This is a genomic window from Flavobacterium sp. GW821-FHT12A05 (assembly GCF_058807735.1).
The window spans coordinates 206,706-233,279 of sequence record NZ_JBXAQY010000006.1 but is presented as its reverse complement, the minus strand read 5'-3'; the positions used below and the strand labels follow the sequence as shown (position 1 = coordinate 233,279).

The window sequence follows — 26,574 nt, the reverse complement described above, 5'->3', positions numbered from 1 at the left end:
ATATTCTTAATTTGCTATAGGCTTTAGGCAATACGCTTTAAGCTTTAGGCTTTTTTAAAATGAGTAACATGCTTATAGCTTAAAGCCTAAAGCTTACTGCTTCTACATTATAAATTTTCCACTAATGGAATTGTTGTGGTGCACCATGTGCATAACTTCTGCAAATAGAGGCGCACAACTCACTACTCTAATTTTATCTGAGTGTTTCTTTAACGGAATAGAATCTGTTACGATTAATTCACTCAACTTCGAATTTTCAATTTTTTCATACGCACCGCCAGATAATATAGCGTGTGTACAAATTGCTCTAACACTTAGTGCTCCTTTTTCGATCATTAAGTCGGCTGCTTTTGCTAAAGTACCTCCTGTATCGATCATGTCGTCTACTAAGATTACGTTACGACCTTTTACCTCACCAATCAATTCCATAGTGTCGATAACGTTGGCTGCTTTTCTTTGTTTGTAACAGATTACAACATCTGATTCTAAAAACTTAGAGTAAGCATAAGCTCTTTTTGAACCTCCCATATCTGGAGATGCAATGGTTAAATTTTCTAAATTTAAACTTTGCACGTAAGGCAAAAAGATAGTAGATGCAAATAAATGATCTACTGGTTTTTCAAAGAATCCCTGAATTTGATCTGCGTGCAAATCCATTGTCATGATTCTTGTTGCTCCTGCAGCAGTTAATAGGTTTGCTACTAACTTTGCTCCAATTGGAACTCTTGGTTTGTCTTTTCTATCCTGTCTTGCCCAACCAAAATAAGGCATAACAGCTGTAATATGTCTTGCCGATGCGCGTTTTGCAGCATCAATCATTAATAACAATTCCATCAAATTATCTGCAGATGGGAAAGTTGAACATACAATAAAAACACGTAATCCTCTAATTGATTCTTCGTATGATGGCTGAAATTCTCCATCGCTATACGTTGACATCGTTACTTTTCCTAACGGGATTCCGTATTGTTCTGCAATTTTTTCTGCAAGATAAACACTTTGTGAACAAGCAAAAATTTTAGCTTCTGGTTCTAGGTGCGACATTATAATTTGTTGTTTTTGCTCCGCTGCGCTTAGTACAATTAGGCTTCACCAATTTTGGTAAAACAAAATACATATAAATGCCTCGGGTGTAGTTAGTTGTGTGTGCGTCGTTTTAACGAGCTGCAAATTTATAAAATTTATTGAACACTGAAAGGAAAAATTTAAGTATTTTTAGTAGAACATTTAATTTAATTTTTTACATTTGCACCGTGTTAAAGGAATGAGCACATTTTTGAACTCATTCTATTGCGTTAAAATAATTGATTTATCGATTATTTTTTCGTCTGCTAAGCCCGGATGGCGGAATTGGTAGACGCGCTGGTCTCAAACACCTGTGGGAAACCGTGCCGGTTCGACTCCGGCTCCGGGTACAAAAACCTCTTCTTAACCGAAGAGGTTTTTTTGATTTTATTGCATTTCAATAATGACCCAATATTGAAATTTTAGGCTTTTATTTTCGACAATAAACAGCTGTGTTAAAGCTATCTAAAACTTGTTAACTTTGTATTTGTACAATATAGCTGGTCTTCTAAATGGAAAAAATCGAACACATCAACTACATCAAAGCACCAATTGCAAATGTTTATGAAGCTTTAACAACACAAGCCGGACTTGGCGCTGTTTGGACCGAGGAACTACTTGTGAAACCTGAAGTGGGTTTTATCAATGAGTTTAGTTTTGGAGACAATGATCTTACCAAAATGAAAATAATCGAATTATCTCCAAACAAAAGAATACTTTGGGAATGCGTTGACTCTGACCCGGAATGGATTGGAACCAAAATTTCATTTGACCTGACAGAAAAAAACGGAAAAACTGCAATCGTCCTTAAACATTTTGATTGGCGCGAACTAACCGAGTTTTACCAATGGTGCAATTATAACTGGGCTATGTTCCTTTTAAGCCTTAAAAGTCATTGTGAAGACAACGAAGGAACACCTTATCAAAAAAGGAAGTTTTAGAATTTTCAAGCCTCACAACTAGCTTCATGCAAAACAGGAAAATTGCATGAATTAGCAATAAAACACAATTGATTTGCTTTTGTATGCAATTCTAATGCTAACTCTGTTTTATCAGGATTTGAAATTTTTATCTTTGGTTTTAATCGTACTTCTGTAAAACGTCCGCTGCCATCTGGAGAAACTTCGAGGATTGCTTCGGCGTTGTCTGAATATTCAAGGACTTCTATTCCGTTTTGAGAGCAGACATATAAATACGACATCATGTGGCAGGAAACCAAACTGCTCAACAATAAATCCTCCGGATTATATAAGGAAGGATCGCCCTTGAATGCTTTTGCTGCCGAAACATCTAAAACTGGTTTTCCTTCAATAAAGATTTTATGGCTTTTGCTGTAGATTTTCAAAATTGTTTCTTCTTGACTTTTGTTTGAAGTCCAATTTAGTACTACTTTAAATATATGCTTGAAGGCCATATTCTATTTTTTTTTCGTTAATAAATTGATTTCTATTTCAAAAAACTATTATTATGGTCTTTGCTCTGAGTCTATTTTTTCAATAACCCATCTAGCGTTTATTTTTTTTAAAGTATACTTATAATTTACTCCAGTCATAGGCAGATAAAACCTAACTTCTGAAATAGAATCATTCTTTTGATTAACAAGGTATTTGCTTTTTTCAATATTTGGCAAAACATCTTCAAGAGATTCCTGAGTGAAAAAGAAACGATCATAATCAAATCCAAATGGAGGACTGTCATTCTCGGGATTTTTCTTAAAATATTTATCTCCTTCTATAAATATTTGTTTTTCATTTTTAAGAAAGATATCGGTAAAAAAACCACTCTTTTTCAATTCTTCAATATATTTTTCTACTTCGCTAAAATCTACATAATAATTCTTTGCCTCTTCATTTTCCTTCACGTCCATTGGTCCGCCGCCAATAGTATCAAAGTTATCCAATATGTTACTATTGTTAATATACCATTTCATGAAGTTTTTAACTAATTCTATTTGCTCATTATTATTGATATTAGAATCAACTTCTTTTACTCTTGAAGAATCTGCTTTAACAATAGCATTATTTTTTAATTGACTTTTATCTTTATTCTGACAACTTTGAATAAATAAAACTAAAATTGAAATGTAAATAACTATTCTTTTCACAATCACGCTTTTTAAATCTTCTATATATTCTTCAAATGTAAGACAGAATAAATAAAAAAACCTCGAAAGCATATCACTTTCGAGGTTTTTCAGAGAATTGAACTAGTAAACAAATTCTAAAAACTATTTTTTAACTGAGAATTTAAAAGTAGTTTTAGTTTTATAATTTTCTCCCGGGTTTAAAACCGTTGTCGGGAAGTTTTTCTGATTTGGAGAATCCGGATAGTGTTCTGTTTCTAGACAAAGTCCGGTTCTGTGTCCGTATGTTTTTCCATCGCGTGTTGGTAACGTTCCGTCAAGGAAATTTCCTGAATAGAACTGAATTCCAGGTTCGTCAGTTGTTACTTCCAAAACTCTTCCGCTTGGCGCGTGGTATACTTTTGCGATGATTGTTTTTCCTTTTTCAGGATTATTCAACACCCAGCAATGGTCGTATCCTTTTCCTCTTTCTATTTGTTCGTTTTTAGCTTCGATGTCTTTTCCAATTAACTTTGGTTTTCTAAAATCAAAAGGTGTTCCAGCCACATCTTCTAATTTTCCTGTTGGAATTAAAGTCGCATCAACCGGAACAATTTTATCTGCATTTAAAGTCAATTCATGATCTAAGATCGTTTTTGTGAAATCTCCGGATAAATTGAAATAAGAATGCTGTGTTAAGTTTACAACCGTTGTTTTATCTGTTGTTGCTTCATACAAAACTTCTAACTGATTATCATTTGTCAAGGTATAGGTTACAAAAACCTTTAAATTTCCCGGATATCCTTCTTCTAAATCTTTACTTAAATAAGATAATTTTAAAGAAGCTGTTTCGCCAGATTTAACCTCATCTGCTTTCCAAACCACATTAAAATATCCCTGCGGTCCGCCGTGCAAAGCATTTGGTGCATTATTTATGGCCAATTGATATTCTTTTCCGTCTAAAGTAAATTTTCCTTTCGCAATTCGGTTTCCGTATCTTCCAATTAAAGCTCCAAAAAATGGGTTTTCTTTTTCATATTGTGCCAAAGAAGTAAATCCGATTACTACATTTTCAGAAACACCCTCTTTATTTGGCACTTTCAAATCTGTAATTCTTCCGCCAAAAGTGATGATATCGACTTCCATCCCATTTTGGTTTTTTAATTTGTAACTATCGACTTTTTCTCCTTTTGAAGTTGTTCCGTATGACGATTTTTCGATCGTTACTGCTGCTTTTTGATCTGAAACTGTAGTATCCATTTTTTTATCGCTTTTGCATTGAACTGAAACCAAAGCCAGACTTAACAAGCCGATTCCAAAAATACAACGTTTTAATACATTCATAAATGCTATTTTTTTTGATTATTGTGAAAGGTAAATGTGAAAAGATTAAAAGTAACAAAAAATCTTAGAATCTTAGCGCCTTAGTATCTTAGTCCCTCAAATTACAATCCATGCTGAAACAAATGAAAATAAGCTTCATTCGCATTAATCTTATCTTTAAACTCTCTTACTGTAGTTTTTTCATCAATAACCAACAATTCGATTCCGGCAATATCTGCGAAATCTTCCATGTATTCAGTTGTCAATGATTGGCTGTAAACCGTGTGATGCGCTCCACCAGCTAAAATCCAAGCCGTTGCTGCAACTTCTAAATTTGGTTTACAATCCCATAAAACTCTGGCAACCGGTAATTTTGGCAATTCAGTCATTGGTTTAACCGCTTCAACTTCGTTAACAATTAAACGGAAACGAGTTCCCATATCAACCAAAGAAACATTGATCGCATCTCCTGCAGGCGAATTGAATACCAAACGAGCCGGATCTTCTTTTCCTCCAATTCCTAACGGATGCACTTCACAAGACGGTTTTCCATCGGCAATAGACGGACAAATCTCTAACATGTGAGATCCTAAAACATACGATTTTTGAGGTGTGAAATGATACGTATAATCTTCCATGAAAGAAGTTCCGCCTTCCAAACCAATATTCATTACTTTTAAAGCCCTTACCATTGCAGCTGTTTTCCAGTCTCCTTCACCGCCAAAACCATAACCATCTGCCATTAATCTTTGCGTTGCGATTCCCGGCAATTGTCTCCAAACACCGAGGTTTTCAAATGTATCTGTAAAAGCGCCGAAACCTCCTTCTTCAAGGAAAGCTCTTAATCCTAATTCGATTTTTGCAGCTTCAACCAAAGAACTTCTTTGCGCACCGCCTTCTTTTAAAGAATCCGTTAAAGTGTATGATTGTTCGTAAACCGCTAATAAATCGTTGAGTTCTTTGTCTGTTACTTTTTCAATATGTTTGGTAACATCCGAAGAATCATATCCGTTTACCGAAACTCCAAAACGAATCTGCGCTTCCACTTTGTCCCCTTCTGTTACGGCAACTTCACGCATATTGTCTCCAATACGAGCCACTTTTAGGTTTTGAAGTTCATCCCATCCAAGAACAACTCTTGACCAGATTCCTAATTGTTTTTGAACTCTTTCATCTTCCCAATGTCCAACAACCACTTTACGTTTTTTACGTAATCTTGACATAATGAAACCAAATTCACGATCTCCGTGAGCGGATTGATTCAGGTTCATGAAATCCATGTCAATAGATCCCCACGGAATTTCGGCATTATATTGTGTATGTAAATGACATAATGGTTTTTTAAGGATATTTAAACCGCCAATCCACATTTTTGCCGGTGAAAAAGTGTGCATCCAAGCGATAATTCCGATACAGTTTTTAGCCGAATTCGCCGCCAGACAAACATCTAAAATCTGCGAAGGCGATTTCACCACATCTTTATAAACCACTTTTACCGGAATATTAGATGATGCGTCTAATCCTTTTGCAATTATCTGCGAATGTTCTGCTACTTTTCTAAGTGTTTCTTCACCGTATAATTCCTGGCTTCCTACTACAAACCATACTTCTTTTTGAGATATATCTATCATTATGTTCAATCGTTTATTTGTTTAATCGTCAAATCGTTTTTCTTTATCTAAAAATTCACGATTAACGAAAATCTTTTCTCTTTGTTCTTTATTCTATTTTCTTTAATCTAAAATCTGCACTCTAAAATCTAAAATCACTACTGCCCGTAATACGAATCTTTTCCGTGTTTACGATTGTAATGTTTCTTTATTAATGAGTCTTTTAATTTGGGTGCGTTTGGGTTTATTTGTAAAGTCAAATACGCCATTTCGGCCACTACTTCCAGAACTTTACTGTTGTAAACTGCTTTAGCTGCGTTTTTCCCCCAGGCAAATGGGCCGTGATTTCCTATCAGAATCATTTCTACTTCTTCATAAGAAAGATTTTTTTCTTCGAAACAATCCAGAATCTGAATTCCGGTATTGTGTTCGTAGTTTCCTTCGATAAGAGAATCTGCCATTGGCGGTGCGCACGGAATGTCTGCCGTCAAATGATCGGCGTGTGTGGTTCCAAAAATTGGAATATCTCTTTGCGACTGCGCCCAAGCCACTGAATAAGTCGCGTGTGTATGCGCAACGCCGCCAATATTTGGCCAGTGTTTATATAAATAAGCATGCGTTTTAGTGTCAGATGACGGACGCATTGTTCCTTCGATTACATTATTATCAAAATCAACAATTACGATATCTTCGGGTTTTAAATCTTCGTAAGGAACACCGCTTGGTTTAATGGCAAAAACACCATTTTTTCTATCCACGGCACTTACATTTCCAAAAGTATATACCACCAAATTCAATGCATTTAACTGCATATTGGCTTCGTAACATTCTTGTTTTAAATCTTTATAAAGAGAACTCATGCTGCGAAATTTTAAGGTTTGGATCTGCAAAAGCACTTAGTTTTTCATATCCTAAAAGCAGTTTATGATAGGCTTCCACTTTATCTGTCTGAGGGAAATATTCTCCGTCGAAATCGCTTCCTATTTTCTGGCTTGCTTCGATTACATTTGGATAAATTCCGGCTGCAACGGCTGCATAAATTGCGGCGCCCAAAGCCGGAGTTTGGTCCGAAGCTGCAATTTTAATTGGCTTGTTTAAAACATTCGCCAAAGTCTGCATGATAAAAGGAGATTTGCGGGCAACACCGCCAATTCCGATTACGCTGTCAATTTTTACACCTTCTTCTTCAAAACGATCTACAATTTTCTTCGCTCCAAAACAAATTGCGTTTACCAAAGCTTTAAAAATATGAGGCGCTTTTGTTCCCAAAGAAAGATTTGAAATTGCGCTTTTTAATTCCTGATTGGCATCTGGAGTTCTGCGCCCGTTAATCCAGTCCAACGCAATTGGAAGACTTTCTGAAACCGGAATTTTCTCGGCTTCTTTTGTTAATTCCACAATTAGTTTATCGCTGAATTCTTCTCTTAATTGTTCCTTTTGTGCGTCATTTAAAACACTTGAAGAATCCAATAAATGATCTGTCGGCCAAAGCAATAGTTCTTTGTACCAAGCCAATAAATCGCCAAAAGCAGATTGTCCTGCTTCTAGACCAATAAAGCCCGGGATAACCGAACCATCTACTTGTCCGCAGATGCCGCGAACGGTTTTGGTTCCTACTTCATCATAAGAACCAACCAGAATATCACAAGTTGAAGTTCCCATAACGCGAACCAAAGTGTTTTCTTCGATTTTAGCTCCAACAGCTCCAGAATGTGCATCAAAAGTTCCAACGGCTACAATTGTTTCTGTAGAAAGTCCTAAACGATCTGCCCATTCTTTGCTTAAATTTCCTGCTGATAGATCTGATGTATACGTTTCATCGTATAAATTGCCGCGAAGCTGTGCTAAATACGGATGTAATTTTTCTAAGAATTCAACTGGCGGTAATCCGTTCCAGTCTGTGTGCCACATGGCTTTGTGGCCCGCTGCGCAACGGCTTCTTTTAAAAGTTTTTAAATCTTTTTCTTCAATTAACAAATAGGTCATTAAATCGCAATGCTCCATCCAGGTGTGTGCCGCTTTTCTAACAGCTTCATCTTGTCTTGCAACATGCAGGATTTTTGCCCAAAACCATTCTGATGAATAAATACCGCCAACATATTTCGTTACATCTTCTCCACCCCAGCTTACCGCCAGTTCGTTGATTTCGTTTGCTTCATTTATTGCCGTATGATCTTTCCACAACACCATCATCGCATTTGGATTTTCTTCAAAACCTTTAGTCAAAGCCAGCGGAATCCCTTCTTTAGTAACCGGAACCGGAGAAGATCCTGTTGTATCAATACAAATTCCTCGTACCAATTTTGGATCGACTTTGCTTTCTTTGATAACCGTTTGTATCGTAATTTCTAATCCTTCAATATGATCTAAAGGATGCTGACGAAATTGATTGATGGAAGCGTCGCAATACTGCTTATTTTTCCATCTTTTATAATGAGAAACATTGGATGCCAATTCCTGCCCATTTTCGGTATCTATAAGAACCGCACGAACAGAATCTGTTCCGTAGTCTAATCCTATGACATAATTTTTCATTCGAAATTTATTTTTAATGGTGACAAATATACTTATAAATACTTATAAGTGTACAAAAAACACTTAATAAAAAAGCGTCAGTATTTTTTTGCAGATGTTGCACTAAAACAGCTTTTTAAGACGAAAAGAAAAAATAAATGTATTCAAAACATTTATTCTGTTGCGATTATTTCAACTTCTGATTTAAAACTGTAAAATATAACCTGCTTTTTTAATTCTATTTTATCTGATTTTTTTCTTTTTAAACTTATTTTCCTTCTAAAACCAAAACTGAAAATGGCGGTAAATTGATTTCTAATTTTCCTTTTTTAGAGTCAAAATCCTTAAAAGTTACCGGACTAATTTTATCTGGATTCTCGAAAGAATTATAATCCTGTAATTTCGAAGAAGTAATAATTTGGGCTGTGAAATTTTTTACACCTAAATCCTTTGTATCAATTTCGATTTTATGTTTATTTTTTGCATCAATATTTACTAATGAAATATGTACGGCACCGTTTTTATCTTTTGAAGCCGAAGCCGAAACTGCCGGAAGCGTTTGATCTTTAAAAGTATACAATGGCGAATTAAAACTTAAAGGAAGAAGTTTCGCATCCTGATGCACATTGTACAGTTGCATAACGTGATAAGTTGGCGTTAAAATCATTTTGGTTTTATCGGTCAGGATTACGGCTTGCAGTACGTTTACACATTGCGCTAAATTTGCCATTCGAACCCTGTCTGCATGATTATTAAAAATATTAAGCGTTGCTCCGGCTAAAACAGCATCTCTAATCGTATTTTGCTGATATAAAAATCCCGGATTTGTGTCTTTTTCTACATCGTACCAGCCACCCCATTCATCCACAACCATTGCGACTTTTTTCTCAGGATCGTATTTGTCCATTACAGCAGCGTGCTTGGTTACTAATTCTTCCATTTTTAAAGCCTCTTTCATGGTTTTAAAATATTGCTCTTCCGAAAAATTAACGGCATCACCTTTTTTATTCCAATCTATTACAGAATAATGGTGTACTCCAACACCGCCCAGCATATTAAGCGGAATGTTTTTCATTAAAACTTCGGTCCAGTTATAATCGCTGCTATTAGCTCCCGAAGCAATGCGATTTACCCCGCCTGTATTATTCCAGTCAGCCATAAAAGTGGCAAACTTGAGGTACTCATTTGCATAATATTCTGCCGTCATATTACCGCCGCAACCCCAGGCTTCATTTCCAATTCCCCAGAATTTAACTTTCCACGGTTCACTTCTTCCATTCTTTTTACGCAAATCACTCATTGGGCTCTTGCCCTCAAAATTGGCATACTGAACCCAATCGGCAAATTCCTGAACTGTTCCGCTTCCCACATTTCCGGACAAATACGGTTCTGCTCCTAAGACTTCGCAAAGATTTAAAAAGTCGTGAGTTCCAAAACTATTGTCTTCTGTTACACCTCCCCACCATTGGTTTACAATTGTGGGTCTTTGTTCTTTTGGACCAATTCCGTCTTTCCAGTGATATGTATCAGCAAAACAACCGCCAGGCCACCTTAAATTTGGAATCTTTAAATCTTTCAACGCTTTAATGACATCGTTTCTAACTCCGTTGGTATTTGGAATTTTTGAAGTATCGCCAACAAAAAAACCGCCATAAATACAACGTCCTAAATGTTCGGCAAAATGCCCGTAGATATTTTTATTGATAATGGGCGCAGCAGGATCGCTTTTTATGGTAAGAATTATAGCTTCTTTCTGTGCCGAAATGGTTTGAATACTAAGTGTAATAAATAGTAATAGCAGCGTTTTTTTCATAGCCTGTGTGGTTTTTGACATGCAGGAAAACAAGTTGGTTAGATAATTTGGATAGTTTTAGTTTCTGTTTTAATAGATACTCACAAAAAATAAGTGTCACATTAACATTTGTAAATTTAAACAAAAAAAAGTCTTAAAAACAAATAAAAAAAACAAAACAACTGGTTGCAAAAAACAGATTTCGTAATACATCTTCAAAATTCATGAATAATAACGCACTTTTACCCGCAAATAAAAGTTTTAACAAAAAGTTGAAAACCTAAAAATGTTACAAAAAACATTAAAAAATCAACTTTTTATAACAATACTTCCTGCTTCAAAATTTTGAAAAAAAAATAATATTGTCTATAGCAATTCTCTTGTGAAAATGTTTTTACCTTTGATCTTAATTTCGGTATCAAAATAGAAAGGAAATGGACAAAATATATTCTATTTTTATGTATCGGAATCGTTTGTTAAAACATCCTATTTTTATCAGTATTTTTATATAAGTGTAAAAGTTACATTAATAAATTATGAAACAATTTAGGAAGTTTATATCTTTACCAATAAATTATTGAATATGCTAAACAGTTATAGCTCTGCCGATAAGGTTTTACTAGCGGTAGATTGTATTATTTTTGGATTTGACAGTGAAGGTCTAAAAATACTTTTAATCAAAAGAGATTTTGAACCTGAAAAAGGAAAATGGTCTTTGATTGGAGGATTTCTAAAACGCGATGAAGTTTTAGATGATGCTGCTATTAGAATTTTAAATACTTATACGGGTCTTAACGATATTTATATGGAGCAGTTGTATGCTTACAGTGAAATTGATCGTGACCCGGTTGAAAGAACCATTTCGGTTTCGTATTTTGCTTTAATTAATATCGAAAATCATAATGCGGAACTAATTAGAAATTACCACGCCGAATGGTTCCCTATTAACGAGGCGCCAAGTTTAATTTTTGACCATAACGATATGGTTCAAAATGCAATTAAAAGACTTCGTTACAAAACTTCGATAAAACCAATTGGTTTCGAATTGCTTCCGGAAAAATTTACTATGCGTCAGCTTTTAGAATTATACGAAGCTATTTTGAGCAAAGAATTAGATAAGAGAAACTTTATAAGTAAAATAAATTCTCTCGAAATCTTGAATAAATTAGAAGAAAAAGACATGCAGTCGTCTAGAAAAGGATCGTATTTGTATACTTTTAATAAAGAAAAATACGAAGAAAAACTGCTTAACGATTTTGTACTGAATCTCTAAAAAAACAAAACCCTGAAATCCACAACTTTCAGGGTTTTTTCTTCAATAAAAACTACTATTAAAAAAATAAACAAAATTAATTTATTCTATTTTTAACCTCTGTTTTCTGCCATCATTATGAACACTGACTGCTGAAACAAATAATAAGTGTAAAATTTACATTTGCAAATGTAAGCAAAATTAATCTTGAAAAACAAGTAATTGCATTTTTATTTTTTTTATTAATAAATCGCAGGTTTTTTAAACAAAAGATCTTTTTGTTGTAATGTAAACAAACGGCATCACAAAATTCTACAATCTGGATATTACAAAGAATTCCGAATAATCAAAGACGATTTGTTTTCTATTTGCTCTTTTTTACCTTTCAGAACCATTTCGGCCAGAATTTTTCCCATCACTTCAAAGTGCGTCGAGATTGTCGTAATTCCGTTTGCTGCGATTTTTTTCAATGGGGTTTCATTATACGATATAATGCCAAAATCAGTTCCGAGTTTTAGGTTTTGATCTCTCGCATTTTCAATTACCCGCACCAAATCGCGATCGTTAGGTATGATGTACAAATCGCCTGTAGTAATTTCTCGGTTGGTAAATTCGGTTATAATTTCAGAATCAAAATTATATTCGGTACAAAAATCTTCAAAACCCATTTTCATTCCAAGCGGTTCTCTAAATCCCGGGAAAATCAAAATCAGTTTTTTGTATTTACTCAGTCTTTCTTTTCCTTTTTGCAATCCTTCAAAAATATCTTTCTGGTGGTTTTGATAAATTGCAGGATACGATTTCAAATCCGGATTGGTCTGATCCAGTATAATAACATCACCTACTGGTAGGGTTTTTATAGATGCTACAATATCTTTTAAATTTGTGGGCATCAAAATGTATTTGGTATAATTGCCAAAACTGTCGGTAATTAATTTCTGAAAAACGGCGCTGTTAAAATGATGAAAGAAAATATCAACCTGAACGTTTTTGCCAATGTTGTTTAAAAAGGAATTATAAATGTCTTCCTTAAAAATATTCAGCTCATCAAAAAGTAAAAAAATCTTCTGTTTTATAGTAGTTTCAACGCTTTTAACGTAATATCCTTTTCCGGGAATGGCATAAATTATTCCTCTTTTTTTCAATTCATCATACGCCAGCAAAACGGTATCTCGAGATAATGAAAACGCCAGACAGACTTTATTTACAGATGGAAGCCGGTCGCCTTTTATCAATTTTTCGTCTTCGATTGCTTTTTCTACTGAAAGAATAATCTGTTTATATTTTGGCAGACCAATGTTATTTTGAATCGAAATGATATTCATAAAAAAGTATGTTTTTGCGCAATATACAAAAACTGGTAGGTACTGGTATGTAAAAATAGAGAATGTTTTTATTTTTGAAATTCATATTTGGTGAATTTTATATGGAAATAAAACATAAATCACATTTTAAGATAGCTTCCAATTCTAAATCTTTCGGTTTTATGCCGGACAACATCGAGATTTTCTCTTTCGAATTGTCCAATAAAAAAGGGATGAAAGTTCAGATTATGAATTATGGAGCAACTGTAACTTCTTTAGAAATTCCACTTTCTAACGGAAATCTTGTTGATGTTGTTTTAGGTTTCGATTCTCTTTCGTCTTATTTAGAATCTTATTATCTGCCAAGTGCGCCTTATTTTGGTGCAACCGTTGGGCGTTATGCGGGAAGAATCAGCAAAGGGACTTTTACTTTAAATGGAAAGACACATCAGCTTGCCAAAAATAATAATGGAAATGCTCTACACGGCGGAAATGCTGGTTTTGGAAAGAAAATCTGGAATGTTACTCGTCAAACTTCCGAAGAAAATCCTTCGATTACTTTTAGTCTTTTAAGCCAAAATCTTGACGAAAATTATCCGGGAGAATTACAAGTCGATTTGACTTATACTTTAACCGAAGACAACGAACTACAATTAGATTACAAAGCTGTTTCTACAGAAGATACGATTATAAATTTAACGCATCACAGTTATTTTAATCTTGACGGTCATTATAACGACGTTTTAAATCAAAAGGTTTTTGTTGATGCTGATAATATACTGGAAACGAATCACGAGAATATCCCAACCGGAAAATTTACTGACCTCAACAATCATAAATTCGATTTTAGATTACCACAAAATTGTCCTTCTGTAATCGATCATTCTTTTGTTATTAATCAAAACGAAAATGCTGTTGCTGCTTTATTCAGCTCAAAAAACAATTTAAAAATGAGCGTTTATACCAATCAGCCCAGCGTACATATTTATGTTGGCGGTAATTGTTTTGATGTTTTAAAAGGAAAAAACAATGCAGTTTACCATAAAACGAGCGGTATTTGTTTTGAGACCCAAAATTTTCCTGATGCACCAAATCAGCCTCATTTTCCAAATTCTGTTTTAAAAAAGGGCGAAGAATATATTCAGAAAACCGTTTATAAATTCGAAAATATAAACTAAAAACGACCAACCAATTTCACGATAATGAATGACATCTTAATACTAAATACTACTGCTTTTTTTGAAAAAACATTTGGTTCTAAACCCGAAAAAGTGGTGCTTTCTCCAGGACGAATTAATATAATTGGAGAACATATTGATTATAATGATGGTTATGTGCTGCCGGCTGCAATTGACAAAGTAATTTGTTTTGCATTTGAAAAAAGCAATTCAAAAAAATCAAAAATATTCGCGATCGATTTAAATGAAGAATTTGAAATCGATTTAACTCAGGAAGTTAAATTGAGTGATGTTGTGTGGACCAATTACATTCGAGGCGTTATTAAACAATTGCAGGATAACGGATTTGATTTTGAAGGTTTTAATTGTGTTTTCAGCAGTAATATTCCCGTTGGTTCTGGATTATCGTCTTCGGCAGCTTTAGAATGCGGGATGATTTTTGGAATTTCAGCCCTTTTTGATTTAAAAATTGAGAAAAAAAATATAGCATTATTAGGACAAAAAGCAGAACATTGGGTTGGAATTAATTGTGGTATAATGGATCAGTTTTCGAGCGTTCACGGCCTTGAAAACAAAGTAATAAAACTGGACTGCAATACGCTGGATTTTGAATATCATAAGGCTGATTTTAAAGATTATTCGCTTGTTTTATTCGACAGCAACGTTAAGCATTCTCTTTTTACATCTGAATACAACACACGCAGAATTGAATGCGAACAGGGATTATCGATCATTAAAAATAATTTCCCGGAAATAAAAAGCTTTAGAGACTGCTCTGAAGAACAACTTTTAAGCATTCAGGATAAAATGAATGCGACGGTTTTTAAAAGAGTGCATTTTGTTATAAAAGAAATTAACCGCGTAATAAAGGCCTGCGAGGCTCTTGACCAAGGAAATATAGAACTTTTAGGACAATTACTTTTTGAGACTCATTATGGCTTATCTAAGGAGTATGAGGTAAGCTGCGATGAGTTGGATATGCTTGTAGATACTGCAAAAGCAGATGATTCGATAATTGGTTCTCGTGTAATGGGAGGTGGTTTTGGTGGGTGCACCATAAATTTAATTAAAAAAGGTCATGAAAATGAGGTAAAAAGTAAGTTTTCAAATCTTTATTTAAATACATTTGGGATTGAATTAAAATTTTATGATGTAAAAATCTCGAACGGAACAACATTACTTTAATACCACACGCAACACAATGAAAAATTTTGACATTAACGAAGATCCTCACAGACGTTTTAATCCCTTAATTAATGAATGGGTTTTAGTTTCACCTCATCGTGCAAAACGTCCCTGGCAGGGACAAAACGAAACGATTTCAGAAGAAACACTTCCAAAACATGATCCCGACTGTTATTTATGCCCCGGAAATATTCGGGCAAACGGAGAAATTAATCCCGGATATAAAAACAGTTTTGTATTCGACAATGATTTTGCTGCTCTTAAACAAGACGAAATTATTTTTGAAGAAGACATCAAACATACCTTTTTTAAAGCCGAACCTGAACAGGGAATTTCAAGAGTCGTTTGTTTTTCGCCAAGACACGACTTAACCCTTCCGGAAATGGAAGTTTCTGATATTGAAAACATTATTAAAACCTGGCAGAAAGAATATGCTGATTTAGGAAGCATTAAATACATTAATCACGTTCAGATTTTTGAAAATAAAGGCAGCGTTATGGGTTGCAGCAATCCGCATCCGCATGGACAGATCTGGGCTCAGTCTTCACTTCCAACTCAGGTCGAAAAAACACACAACAGCTTAAAAGCGTATTACGATAAAAACAAAAGAACACTTCTTGAAGATTACGTTCAGGCCGAATTGAGAGTAGGAAGCCGTGTTGTAATCGAAAACGATCATTTTGTGGCTTTAGTTCCGTTTTGGGCAATCTGGCCTTACGAAACCATGATTGTAAGCAAAAGAGCTATTCAAAAAATTACTGATTTTAATGCCGAAGAAGTTACCGCTTATGCTAAAATTTTAAAGCAGTTAACAATCAAATACGATAATTTATTCAACACTTCTTTTCCATATTCATCAGGAATTCATCAGGCTCCAACAGATGGTTTTGATCATCCGGAATGGCATTTTCACATGCATTTTTATCCGCCATTGCTTCGCTCGGCAACCGTAAAAAAATTCATGGTGGGTTACGAAATGCTGGGAGAGTCTCAAAGAGATATTACTCCGGAAAAAAGTGCCGAAATTTTAAGACAACAGGAAATTATACATTATAAAAGTGCTGTAAAAATCAACTAAATTTTACGGAGAAGAATCTCTTTTTAAACTTTAACACATAATAATCCTATTATAAATGTAAATAACACATTTAATGTGATGGATTTTTGAGTTTTTATTTTAAATTTGACTTTCATTCTTATTTTGACAAAAAAATAACAGAATAAAAACACATATTTTATTTTTAAAGAGATTATATGGAACTATAAACATTTTATCAACCTTAAAACAAACAATCACCTATACTAATTACCTAAAAGACTATTAACAATGAACCAGAACCTTTCCCTCGCAGATTATGCGGTTTTTATTATTTATTTCATCGTAGTTTCTGTCTACGGTTATACCGTTTACCGAAAACGTAAACAAGACGAACAAGATGCTAAAGCTTATTTTCTTGCTGAAGGAAATTTAACCTGGTGGGCCATTGGCGCTTCCTTAATTGCTTCAAATATTTCTGCAGAACAATTCATCGGAATGAGCGGTGAAGGTTTCTTTTTAGGAATTGCAGTAGCAGCCTATGAATGGATTGCGGCGATCGCCTTGATTATTGTTGCGGTTTGGTTTATTCCTGTTTATCTTAAAAATAAGATTTACACCATGCCTCAATTTTTAAAAACACGTTATAATGAATCGACTGCTTTAATTATGGCGGTTTTCTGGTTGTTTTTATATGTTTTTGTAAACTTAACTTCTATCCTATATTTAGGGGCCGTTGCTATTAACGGACTTGCAGGCGGAGAATATCTCCATGTTATTATGGTAGGTCTTGCCGTTTTTGCCCTATTTATTTCGTTAGGAGGAATGAAGGTTGTAGCTTATACAGATGTTATTCAGGTTGCGGTATTAATTATTGGAGGATTAGTAACGTCATATATCGCCTTAACAACTGTTGGACAATATTTTGGCGTAGGCGAAAATGCAATTGCCGGTTTTAAAGTTTTAATGAAAGAAGCTCCGGAACATTTTAAAATGATTATTCCTAAACCAACAGCGGCTTCATCTCAATTGGATATCGACAAATATTTAACTTTTCCTGGTTTGATGTCTTACCTTGCCGGTATCTGGATCATCAACTTAAATTATTGGGGATGTAACCAATACATTACGCAAAGAGCTCTTGGTGCCGATTTACAAACGGCCCGTACCGGAATTTTATTTGCTGGTATGCTAAAATTATTAATGCCTTTAATTGTAATGCTTCCTGGAATTGCGGCTTATGTTTTATTTAAAGAAGGACATTTACCACAATTAGTTGGAGGAAAAGACGGCGCTTATTCTGCTGTATTGACTTTCCTTCCTACAGGATTAAAAGGACTTTCGGTAGCAGCATTAACGGCTGCAATTGTAGCGTCATTGGCCGGAAAAGTAAACAGTATTTCGACCATTTATACCTTAGATATTCATAAAAAATACATTCAAAAAGAAGCTGGAGAAAAGCAGCAGGTAAACATTGGCCGAATCGCTGTTTTTGCCGCAATGCTTTTGGCGGTATTATTTACATGGAATGACATTCTTGGTATTGGCGGTGTTGGCGGTTTCACTTACATTCAAAAATATACCGGATTTATCAGCCCGGGTGTTTTCGCCATGTTCTTCCTTGGTATGTTCTGGAAAAGAACAACTGGAACTGCCGCTATCGTTGGGGTAATTTTAGGATTTGTTTTATCGGTATTATTCAACGAATATGCTCCAATGTTATTTGGAAACGAAACCTTATTATATACAGCTTATCCTAACGGAAAAGGAGCATTCGAAATTCCATTCCACATTTGTATGGGATTATCATTCTTCTTTACAATGTTGGCAATGATTGCAATCAGTTTCGCTGGACCAAAAGTGAATCCAAAAGCGTTTGAAATTGACGCTGAGATGTTTAAAGTAAAACCACAAACGACAGTTTTAATCGTAATTACATTATTGATTATTGTTGCATTATACGTTAAATTCTGGTAACAGATTTTTGATATCGATTTAGAAAGAGGATCCAGATTTGGATCCTCTTTTTTTGTTTACACAATAAATTTTTTAATTAATTGTTTTGTTACTTTTAGTCCGAAAAGAATTAACCTTAATCAAACCAAAAAAAATGAAAAAACTAATTTTTGCCTTGTTCCTTATTTCGGGAGCAGCTTTCGCTCAGGATATGGAAGTTGTACAAGGAAACTTTGACTTTTTAAAAGATCAAAAAGAAATCAACACCGAATTTGATTATAGTAACTTTACTATGATGAAAGAAAACAAACCCGAAGCGCAGTATGTTGAAGAACACAAAGCCGATTTGGATAAAAAAGCAAAAGGAAACGGAAATCTTTGGTACAAAAGATGGGCTGTCGCCAAAGAGCAAATCTGGACTCCAAAATTTTTAGAGATAGGAAATGTTGTAATGACAAAGGCAGGAAAAGAAGTAAATTTTCAGGAAGGATTAAATACACCTTATACTTTAATTGTACAAACTGTTTGGATCTACCCGGGCTGGGATGCAGGAATTATGAAACAGCCGGCAAAGGTTACAACCAATTTAAAATTTGTTGAAACCGCAAACAAATCAAATGTATTATTAGAAATAAAAAGCGAAGAAGCTCCCGGAGATCAATGGGGAAGCAATTTTAACAATGAAACCCGAATTGGAGAAGGTTATGCCAAAACAGCAAAATCATTATCTAAGCTTTTATTGAAAAAAGCATTCAAATAAAAATATTTCGATGGAATTATTTATAAAAAAAGCCCTGATTATTCAGGGCTTTGTTCTTTTTGCATATTTAATAAATACGCCATATTTGCAATTACGTGATCGTGTTTCTTGACAAACGAATTGTCTTCGTTCCAAACATAACCCGCCAAAACAGAACATATTTTTTCTTTTACCTCAGGATTTTCCGGCTGATGGAAAAACAAAGTCTGCAGATTTCCTGTATACCATTCCTGAACATAAGTAGTAAACACAGCAATACCGCGTTTCATATATTGTGTAAATTCAACTTCCCAGTCAACAGGAATTCCCTGCGATTCTTTCAAGTATAATTTTGCTGCCAGCATTCCAGATTCGGTTGCAAAAGCCACGCCCGATGAAAAAACAGGATCTAAAAATTCAGAACTGTTTCCCGTTAAAGCAAAACCGTCGCCGTACATTCTTTTTACCGCTCTCGAATAATTTTCCAGTTTTACCGGTTCAAATAAAAATTCTGTACCCTCAAATCTCTTAATATAGTAATCTGATAGCTGAATAGCGTTTTTCAAAGCCTCGGCATTATCTTTATTTTCAGAAAGCGAATTAATGAAGTCTGTTGGCCCTACAACGCCTAAACTTGTGTTTCCGTTAGAAAACGGAATTACCCAAAGCCAGACTTCGGTTTCCAGAATATCAAATGAAATTTGAGTTCCCTCTTCCCCTTCTTCTCTGTTAATATCTTTTACATGCGTAAAAATAGACGAATGCGGATCTAATTTTGATGGCGTATCCAGATCTAAAAGTCTTGGTAAAACACGTCCGTAGCCACTTGAATCAATAATAAACTTTGCGTGAATTTCTTTTAAATTCCCATCTTTATCTTTTACAATTGTTTTAGAATTTTTTCCTTCAAAAGAAACTTCCAGAACCTCTGATTCAAATTCAAGATCAACACCTTTTCGAACCACTTCCTGCGCCATTGTATTATCAAAATCAGCACGAGGAACCTGCCAGGTCCAATCCCAGCCCTCACCAAATTTTTTACTGAAATCAAAAACACAAATCTCTTCTTCTCTTATAAATCGTGCTCCCAGTTTTTTTTCAAAATTCATTGCATTAAGAGCATCAAACAATTCTGCTTCAGCAAAATGGTCCATTACCCTCGGAATTAAGCTTTCACCCACAACCAGTCTTGGGAACTTTTGTTTTTCTACAACTTTTACCTTTACATTGTTTTTATGAAGATACGATGCAGACACACATCCTGAGGGTCCCGCGCCTATCACTAAAACATCTACAAACTCCTTGGTCATAATAAAAATATTATCAATTATTAAACTACATTTGCCATCATCAAAATAACTACAATTATTTTGATAAATAAAATTAAATTAGCACAACCAAAAACGATTTAATGAATACAATTAATGAATATTTAAGTTTAGCAGAATTCGAAGACATAATCTTTGGAAATCAAAAAGTTACAATTAGCGATGTTGTTTTAAACCGAGTAAACGAAAGCTTTAATTTCCTAAAAGAATTTTCTGGAAATAAAATAATTTATGGCGTAAACACTGGCTTTGGGCCAATGGCGCAATATAGAATTAAAGAGTCTGATCAAATTCAGCTTCAATATAATTTAATCCGCAGCCACTCATCAGGGACCGGAAAACCGTTAAGCCCAGTTTGTGCAAAAGCAGCCATTTTAGCTCGATTGAATACACTTTCATTAGGAAACTCAGGCGTTCATCCGTCAGTAATTAACCTAATGTCTGAACTTATTAATAGAGATATTACTCCTTTAATCTTTGAACACGGCGGTGTTGGTGCCAGCGGTGACTTAGTTCAGCTTTCGCATTTAGCATTAGTTTTAATTGGCGAAGGCGAAGTTTTTTATAAAGGAGACAGAAGACCAACTCCTGAAGTTTTTGAAATTGAAGGTTTAAAACCAATTCAGGTAGAAATTAGAGAAGGCCTTGCATTAATCAACGGAACTTCGGTTATGACCGGAATTGGAGTTGTAAATGTATATCATGCTAAAAAATTATTAGACTGGTCATTAAAATCTTCTTGCGCGATCAACGAATTAGTTCAGGCTTACGACGATCATTTCTCTGAAGAATTAAACCAAACAAAACGTCATAAAGGACAGCAGGAAGTAGCGGCAAAAATGCGTCAAAACCTTTCAGACAGTACTTTAATCCGTAAAAGAGAAGACCATTTATATTCTGGTGAAAACACAGAGGAAATCTTCAAAGAAAAGGTACAGGAATATTATTCATTAAGATGCGTTCCTCAAATTCTTGGGCCGGTTTTAGAAACTATAAACAATGTAGCTTCTATTCTGGAAGACGAGTTTAACTCGGCAAACGACAACCCAATTATCGACGTAAAAAACAAACACGTTTATCACGGAGGAAATTTCCACGGAGATTATATCTCACTTGAAATGGATAAACTGAAAATCGTAATTACCAAATTAACGATGCTGGCAGAACGTCAATTGAATTATTTATTAAATTCAAAAATCAACGAAATTCTTCCTCCATTCGTAAACTTAGGAACATTAGGATTTAATTTCGGAATGCAGGGCGTTCAGTTTACTGCAACCTCAACAACTGCCGAAAGCCAAATGTTGTCTAACCCAATGTATGTGCACAGTATCCCAAACAACAACGACAATCAGGACATTGTAAGCATGGGAACAAATGCAGCGGTAATTACCTCAAAAGTAATCGAAAACTCTTTTGAAGTATTAGCAATCGAAATGATTACTATTGTTCAGGCAATTGATTATTTAGGACAAAAAAATCAAATCTCGTCTGTAACCAAAAAATGGTACGATGATATTCGCAATATAATTCCGGAATTTAAGGAAGATCAGGTGATGTATCCTTTTGTTCAAAAAGTAAAAGATCATTTGATCAACAATTAAAAATTGATATACCAATACCGCCCCAAAGAGTTTTAGTTTTTTTAATCATTAAACATTGAATTTTAAAATCATGAAAAAGACACTTATTTTTTTGCTGCTAGTAAGTATTCAATTTGTTAATAGTCAAGAACTGGCTTTAGTTAAAAAGAATTCTAAAATTGGATATATTTCCAAAGACGGATCATTTAAAATCGAACCTCAATACAAATCGGCCAGAAGTTTTTCTGACGGTTTGGCTGCTGTAGAAAACGGCGGAAAATGGGGATTTATTGACAGTAAAGGAAGCTGGGTGATTCCGGCAGATTTTAAAGATGCTAAAGATTTTAATAACGGCATTGCCATAGTACAAAAAGATAAAGAATGGGTTTATATTGATAAAAAAGGTGAAATTCAAAAAGCACCTGCTTCAGAAAAACTATTCGATTTTAATAATGGAGTTGCTTTTATCAGACAAAACAATAAAGTTGGGTTGATTAACAACAAAATGGCCGTGGTTTTAGAACCAAAATACGACCAGATCAAACCTTTTGAAAATGGTTTTGCAAGAGTAGAACTAAACAAAAACTGGGGAATTATAAATACCGACGGAAAAGAATTAGTTGAACCTGCTTATGCCGAAATTGGAAATTATTTCAAAAACACAACCTGGGCAAGAAAAGACAAAACTTTTGGATTGGTAAGCAGCGGAAAATTTACTCCGGTTGACGGAGCCGAAAAAATCTGGGATTTTGAAACGCAGGATTTAACTTTTGCTAAAAAGAACGGAAAAATTGGTTATATCGATTTAAAAGGAAACTGGGCAATTCTTCCTATTTATGATAAAGGAAAAGCTTTCTCAAAAAATCTGGCACCAGTTTTAGTTGGAAAAAAATGGGGATTCATTAATCCGAAAGGAGAATTTGTAATTGAACCAACTTACAGTGATGCAGAAGTTTTCAGTACAAATGGTTTAGCGCCTGTAAAAGAAAGCAACTGGGGATTTATTAACGAATCAGGAAAATTAGTAATTCCAACTCAATACGGTATCACTGCAAATGCCATTATTGCTATGTTTGTACAACAAGACAAAGGATTTATTGATGGCGTTGCAAGAGTAAAAAACGAAGGAAAATGGGGATTTCTTAAACCAGACGGAACCGTTTTGAGCAACCAATGGTTTGAAAATGCTGAACTATTTTCTAAATCAGCCGAAAGAATCCAGCCTGCTGAAGCCGCTCCGGAAAAACCAAAACAAGAGGTAAAAGCAGCAACAAAACCAGCTGCGAAACCAGCACCTAAAAAGAAGAAATAACTTCTTTCTCTAACAAAAAATCAACCTTACATAAATGGTATTGCTCATAAAAGCGATACCATTTATGACAATAAAAATAAAACCAAATATCAATGAAATGTGTATTAGTAACTGGCGGTTCGAGAGGAATTGGAAGTGCTGTTTGTAAAAAATTAGCCGTTGAATCTAATTATCATATTCTGATTAATTACCATTCAAACAAAACTGCTGCTGAAGAAACACTTCAGGAAATACAAAAATTAGGAGCAACCGGAGAAATTTTAGGCTTTGATGTTGCTAATTTTGAACAAGTACAAGACGTTTTAACAAAGTGGCAGGACGCTAATCCTGAAGCAATTGTTGAAGCAATTGTAAACAATGCCGGAATTACAAAAGATGGTCTTTTTATGTGGATGACTCCCGAAGACTGGAACGGTGTTGTAAATACAAGTTTAAACGGATTTTTTAATGTAACGCAGTTTTTTATTCAAAAAATGCTTCGCAATAAATATGGCCGAATCGTAAATATGGTTTCTGTATCTGGAGTAAAAGGAACGGCGGGACAAACCAATTATTCGGCAGCAAAAGGCGCAATTGTTGCCGCTACAAAAGCATTGGCACAAGAAGTAGCAAAACGTAATATAACCGTAAATGCTGTTGCACCTGGTTTTATTAGAACCGACATGACAAGTGAGCTGGACGAAAAAGAATTATTAAAGCTGATTCCGGTAAATCGTTTTGGTGAAGCCGAAGAAGTAGCAGATTTGGTAAGCTTTTTGATTTCAAAAAAATCGAGTTATATTACCGGCGAAATTATCAATATAAACGGAGGAATATATTCTTAAAAAATTACTTTGAAAGACGATGAATAAGAGAGTTGTAATTACTGGAATGGGAATTTATTCTTGTATCGGAACTTCTTTAGATGAAGTAAAGGAATCATTATATAATGGAAAATCGGGTATTAAATTTGATTCTGACCGAAAAGAATTTGGTTTTCAGTCGGCCTTAACCGGAATGGTTCCTAAAGCCGATTTAAAAAATTTATTAACCCGCAGGCAGCGTATGAGCATTGGTGAAGAAACCGAGTATGCTTATATGGCAACTATCGAAGCATTGAAAAATGCGAATATCGACGACGCTTTTTTTGACAATCGCGAAGTGGGAATTATGTACGGAAACGACAGCGTTTCTAAAGCTATTATTGATGCTACAGATATTGTCCGCGAGAAAAAAGACACCGCTTTAATAGGTTCGGGAGCTATTTTTAAATCGATGAATTCTACTGTTACCATGAATTTATCTACGATTTTTAAACTTCGCGGTATTAATTTAACCGTCAGCGCGGCTTGTGCGAGTGGTTCACATTCTATCGGATTAGCTTATTTTTTAATAAAAAGCGGTTTTCAGGATATTATTATTACCGGAGGTGCTCAGGAAATTAATAAATATGCCATGAGCAGTTTTGACGGATTGGGCGTTTTTTCTAACAGAGAAAATGATCCCGAAAAAGCCTCAAGACCTTTTGATGCAGGGCGTGACGGATTAATTCCGAGTGGCGGCGGTGCTACTTTAATTCTGGAAAGTTACGAATCGGCAATCGCGAGAGGCGCCAATATTATAGCCGAAGTTTCGGGTTATGGATTTTCATCAAACGGAGGCCATATTTCGACTCCAAATGTCGAAGGACCTGCTACAGCAATGAAAAGAGCTCTTGATGATGCACAGCTAAATGCATCAGATATTGAATATATAAATGCACACGCAACCTCAACTCCGGTTGGCGATGCAAACGAAGCCAAAGCTATCTTTGAAGTTTTTGGTGAGAAAAATCCTTATGTAAGTTCTACAAAATCAATGACTGGCCACGAATGCTGGATGGCCGGAGCAAGCGAAATTATCTACTCAATCATAATGATGCAGCACGATTTCATTGCGCCCAACATCAATTTAGAAAATCCAGACGAAGATGCTTCAAAATTAAATTTAGTTAAAACTACGTTAAACAAAAAATTTGACATATTTTTGTCCAATTCTTTCGGTTTCGGAGGAACCAACTCTGCGTTGGTGGTTAAAAAGTTTAAATTGAACGATGAATAAAGAAGAGATTATAGCAAAAATTAATGGTTTTTTAGTTGATGAATTTGAAGTAGACAATGACGACATTGAACCAAATGCTAATTTAAAAGATACACTTGGATTAGATAGTTTAGATTATGTTGATTTGGTAGTTTCGATAGAATCTAACTTTGGTGTAAAACTTGTTGAAGCAGACTTTGTTGGAATTTCTGATTTTCAGAGCTTCTACGACCTTATTGAAACCAAATTAAAAGCCAAAACAGCTTAATGAGTCAATGGGATGGCAAATCAAAAGGAACTGTTTTAGGTTATAGAATATTCGTTTTTTTAATTCAAAAAGCGGGTGTAAAAGCTGCTTATGCCTTACTTTATTTTGTCGCTTCTTATTACTTTTTGTTTTTAAAGAAAAGCAATCGCGCTATTTTTTATTACTTTAAAGAAAGGCTTCAATACTCCAGTTTTAAATCCAGAAAAATGGTTTTCAAAAGTTACTACACTTTTGGACAGACCATTATTGATAAAATTTCCATTTCTGCCGGAATGCGAAACAAATTCACCTATGAGTTTGACGGAATCGAAACACTTAAAAATCTTTTAGCCGAGAAAAAAGGCGGCGTCTTAATAAGTGCGCACGTTGGTAATTTTGAAATCGCCGAACACTTTCTGGGCGACATCGATCTTAATTTTCAAATCAATTTAGTTACGACAGATTTAGAACATTCTGCCATCAAAAATTATTTGGAAAGCGTTACTCAAAAACCAACCGTAAAATTTATCATTATCAAAGAAGATTTGTCTCATATTTTTGAGATCAATGCTGCTCTGGCCAATAATGAACTGGTTTGTTTTACAGGCGACCGTTATTTTGAAGGTACAAAATCTCTTTCTGAAAACCTTTTAGGCAAAGAAGCCAACTTTCCTGCGGGACCCTTTTTAATTGCATCAAGATTAAAAGTGCCGGTTGTGTTTGTTTATGTTATGAAAGAGCCAAATTTACATTATCATTTATACGCCAGAGAAGCCACAGTAAAGCATCGCGACGAAAAAGCACTGCTGAAAGAATATGTAACAAGCGTAGAAAGCATCATAAAAAGATACCCGCTGCAGTGGTTTAATTATTTCGATTTCTGGAATGATTTGAAGAAATAGACCACTGATTTTACGGATGAAACAGATTTACAAGGCATTACATTCCTTGAAATTCCCTCAACTTTATTTCTGCAATTTCGGTAAAAAACAAAAACCTGCAAAAACCAGTTTAATCTGCCAAATTCGCG

At 34.8% G+C, this 26,574-nt stretch carries 23 protein-coding genes and 1 tRNA gene; 14 read left to right on the top strand and 10 right to left on the bottom strand.

Annotation, left to right across the window (positions count from 1 at the left end):
• Window positions 1-102: 102 nt before the first annotated feature.
• Window positions 103-1,044, bottom strand: coding sequence for a ribose-phosphate pyrophosphokinase (locus tag AC1RRQ_RS15410; RefSeq protein WP_493023919.1), 942 nt, complete (start codon window positions 1,042-1,044; stop codon window positions 103-105).
• 291 nt (window positions 1,045-1,335) lie between these two features.
• On the opposite strand from AC1RRQ_RS15410, the gene AC1RRQ_RS15405 reads away from it, so the two are divergent.
• Window positions 1,336-1,415: transfer RNA gene (locus tag AC1RRQ_RS15405), tRNA-Leu, on the top strand.
• A 162-nt stretch (window positions 1,416-1,577) separates the two neighbouring features.
• Window positions 1,578-2,006: an SRPBCC family protein gene (locus AC1RRQ_RS15400; RefSeq protein ID WP_493023918.1), complete on the top strand. Its 429-nt coding sequence runs from the start codon at window positions 1,578-1,580 to the stop codon at window positions 2,004-2,006.
• 5 nt (window positions 2,007-2,011) lie between these two features.
• On the opposite strand, the gene AC1RRQ_RS15395 is transcribed toward AC1RRQ_RS15400, so the two are convergent.
• From AC1RRQ_RS15395 to AC1RRQ_RS15365, 7 genes are all read right to left on the bottom strand, one after another.
• The gene (locus tag AC1RRQ_RS15395) at window positions 2,012-2,479 is read right to left on the bottom strand and encodes an OsmC family protein (protein WP_493023917.1); all 468 of its coding nucleotides are present in this window, start codon (window positions 2,477-2,479) and stop codon (window positions 2,012-2,014) included.
• A gap of 51 nt (window positions 2,480-2,530) precedes the next feature.
• Window positions 2,531-3,169 (bottom strand): hypothetical protein, encoded by a 639-nt coding sequence (locus AC1RRQ_RS15390; protein ID WP_493023916.1) that lies wholly within the window; start codon window positions 3,167-3,169, stop codon window positions 2,531-2,533.
• Window positions 3,170-3,292: 123 nt separating this feature from the next.
• Window positions 3,293-4,471, bottom strand: a complete 1,179-nt coding sequence (locus AC1RRQ_RS15385; protein WP_493023915.1) for an aldose epimerase family protein — start codon at window positions 4,469-4,471, stop codon at window positions 3,293-3,295.
• A gap of 101 nt (window positions 4,472-4,572) precedes the next feature.
• The gene (araA, locus tag AC1RRQ_RS15380) at window positions 4,573-6,081 is read right to left on the bottom strand and encodes an L-arabinose isomerase (RefSeq protein ID WP_493023914.1); all 1,509 of its coding nucleotides are present in this window, start codon (window positions 6,079-6,081) and stop codon (window positions 4,573-4,575) included.
• 137 nt (window positions 6,082-6,218) lie between these two features.
• Window positions 6,219-6,920 (bottom strand): L-ribulose-5-phosphate 4-epimerase, encoded by a 702-nt coding sequence (locus tag AC1RRQ_RS15375; protein ID WP_493023913.1) that lies wholly within the window; start codon window positions 6,918-6,920, stop codon window positions 6,219-6,221.
• Window positions 6,904-8,595 (bottom strand): ribulokinase, encoded by a 1,692-nt coding sequence (locus AC1RRQ_RS15370; RefSeq protein WP_493023912.1) that lies wholly within the window; start codon window positions 8,593-8,595, stop codon window positions 6,904-6,906. Before AC1RRQ_RS15370 ends, AC1RRQ_RS15375 begins: the two co-directional genes overlap by 17 nt.
• 247 nt (window positions 8,596-8,842) lie before the next feature.
• A complete protein-coding gene (locus tag AC1RRQ_RS15365) occupies window positions 8,843-10,387 on the bottom strand; it encodes an alpha-N-arabinofuranosidase (RefSeq protein ID WP_493023911.1) in 1,545 nt (514 codons plus the stop codon).
• 562 nt (window positions 10,388-10,949) lie between these two features.
• Between AC1RRQ_RS15365 and AC1RRQ_RS15360 the strand changes: the two genes are divergently transcribed.
• The gene (locus AC1RRQ_RS15360) at window positions 10,950-11,639 is read left to right on the top strand and encodes an NUDIX hydrolase (protein WP_493023910.1); all 690 of its coding nucleotides are present in this window, start codon (window positions 10,950-10,952) and stop codon (window positions 11,637-11,639) included.
• A gap of 305 nt (window positions 11,640-11,944) precedes the next feature.
• Here the strand turns inward: AC1RRQ_RS15360 and AC1RRQ_RS15355 are convergent, their stop codons facing one another.
• Window positions 11,945-12,943 (bottom strand): GntR family transcriptional regulator, encoded by a 999-nt coding sequence (locus AC1RRQ_RS15355; RefSeq protein ID WP_493023909.1) that lies wholly within the window; start codon window positions 12,941-12,943, stop codon window positions 11,945-11,947.
• A 161-nt stretch (window positions 12,944-13,104) separates the two neighbouring features.
• On the opposite strand from AC1RRQ_RS15355, the gene AC1RRQ_RS15350 reads away from it, so the two are divergent.
• The 5 genes from AC1RRQ_RS15350 to AC1RRQ_RS15330 all read left to right on the top strand — a co-directional run bounded on the left by AC1RRQ_RS15350 (window position 13,105) and on the right by AC1RRQ_RS15330 (window position 19,037).
• The gene (locus tag AC1RRQ_RS15350) at window positions 13,105-14,100 is read left to right on the top strand and encodes an aldose epimerase family protein (protein ID WP_493023908.1); all 996 of its coding nucleotides are present in this window, start codon (window positions 13,105-13,107) and stop codon (window positions 14,098-14,100) included.
• 24 nt (window positions 14,101-14,124) lie between these two features.
• A complete protein-coding gene (galK, locus tag AC1RRQ_RS15345) occupies window positions 14,125-15,285 on the top strand; it encodes a galactokinase (RefSeq protein ID WP_493023907.1) in 1,161 nt (386 codons plus the stop codon).
• Window positions 15,286-15,301: 16 nt separating this feature from the next.
• Window positions 15,302-16,363 carry a UDP-glucose--hexose-1-phosphate uridylyltransferase gene (locus AC1RRQ_RS15340; protein ID WP_493023906.1) on the top strand — a complete coding sequence of 354 codons (1,062 nt, stop codon included), beginning with the start codon at window positions 15,302-15,304 and terminating at the stop codon, window positions 16,361-16,363.
• 249 nt (window positions 16,364-16,612) lie between these two features.
• Window positions 16,613-18,298 carry a sodium/sugar symporter gene (locus tag AC1RRQ_RS15335; protein WP_493023905.1) on the top strand — a complete coding sequence of 562 codons (1,686 nt, stop codon included), beginning with the start codon at window positions 16,613-16,615 and terminating at the stop codon, window positions 18,296-18,298.
• A gap of 133 nt (window positions 18,299-18,431) precedes the next feature.
• Window positions 18,432-19,037 carry a hypothetical protein gene (locus AC1RRQ_RS15330; RefSeq protein ID WP_493023904.1) on the top strand — a complete coding sequence of 202 codons (606 nt, stop codon included), beginning with the start codon at window positions 18,432-18,434 and terminating at the stop codon, window positions 19,035-19,037.
• 38 nt (window positions 19,038-19,075) lie between these two features.
• Here the strand turns inward: AC1RRQ_RS15330 and AC1RRQ_RS15325 are convergent, their stop codons facing one another.
• Window positions 19,076-20,326 carry an NAD(P)/FAD-dependent oxidoreductase gene (locus tag AC1RRQ_RS15325; protein ID WP_493023903.1) on the bottom strand — a complete coding sequence of 417 codons (1,251 nt, stop codon included), beginning with the start codon at window positions 20,324-20,326 and terminating at the stop codon, window positions 19,076-19,078.
• A gap of 101 nt (window positions 20,327-20,427) precedes the next feature.
• Between AC1RRQ_RS15325 and flxA the strand changes: the two genes are divergently transcribed.
• From flxA to AC1RRQ_RS15295, 6 genes are all read left to right on the top strand, one after another.
• Window positions 20,428-21,948: a flexirubin biosynthesis tyrosine ammonia-lyase FlxA gene (gene flxA, locus AC1RRQ_RS15320; protein ID WP_493023902.1), complete on the top strand. Its 1,521-nt coding sequence runs from the start codon at window positions 20,428-20,430 to the stop codon at window positions 21,946-21,948.
• A 70-nt stretch (window positions 21,949-22,018) separates the two neighbouring features.
• Window positions 22,019-23,239 (top strand): WG repeat-containing protein, encoded by a 1,221-nt coding sequence (locus tag AC1RRQ_RS15315; protein WP_493023901.1) that lies wholly within the window; start codon window positions 22,019-22,021, stop codon window positions 23,237-23,239.
• A gap of 92 nt (window positions 23,240-23,331) precedes the next feature.
• Window positions 23,332-24,063, top strand: a complete 732-nt coding sequence (flxB, locus tag AC1RRQ_RS15310; protein WP_493023900.1) for a flexirubin biosynthesis SDR family reductase FlxB — start codon at window positions 23,332-23,334, stop codon at window positions 24,061-24,063.
• A gap of 19 nt (window positions 24,064-24,082) precedes the next feature.
• Entirely contained in the window at window positions 24,083-25,318 is a 1,236-nt protein-coding gene (locus tag AC1RRQ_RS15305) for a beta-ketoacyl-[acyl-carrier-protein] synthase family protein (RefSeq protein WP_493023899.1), read from the top strand.
• Window positions 25,311-25,565 carry an acyl carrier protein gene (locus AC1RRQ_RS15300; RefSeq protein ID WP_012023190.1) on the top strand — a complete coding sequence of 85 codons (255 nt, stop codon included), beginning with the start codon at window positions 25,311-25,313 and terminating at the stop codon, window positions 25,563-25,565. Before AC1RRQ_RS15305 ends, AC1RRQ_RS15300 begins: the two co-directional genes overlap by 8 nt.
• Complete coding sequence (locus AC1RRQ_RS15295; protein WP_493023898.1) at window positions 25,565-26,446, top strand: lysophospholipid acyltransferase family protein; 882 nt, start codon at window positions 25,565-25,567, stop codon at window positions 26,444-26,446. The genes AC1RRQ_RS15300 and AC1RRQ_RS15295 overlap by 1 nt, the downstream gene beginning before the upstream one ends.
• Window positions 26,447-26,574 lie beyond the last annotated feature (128 nt).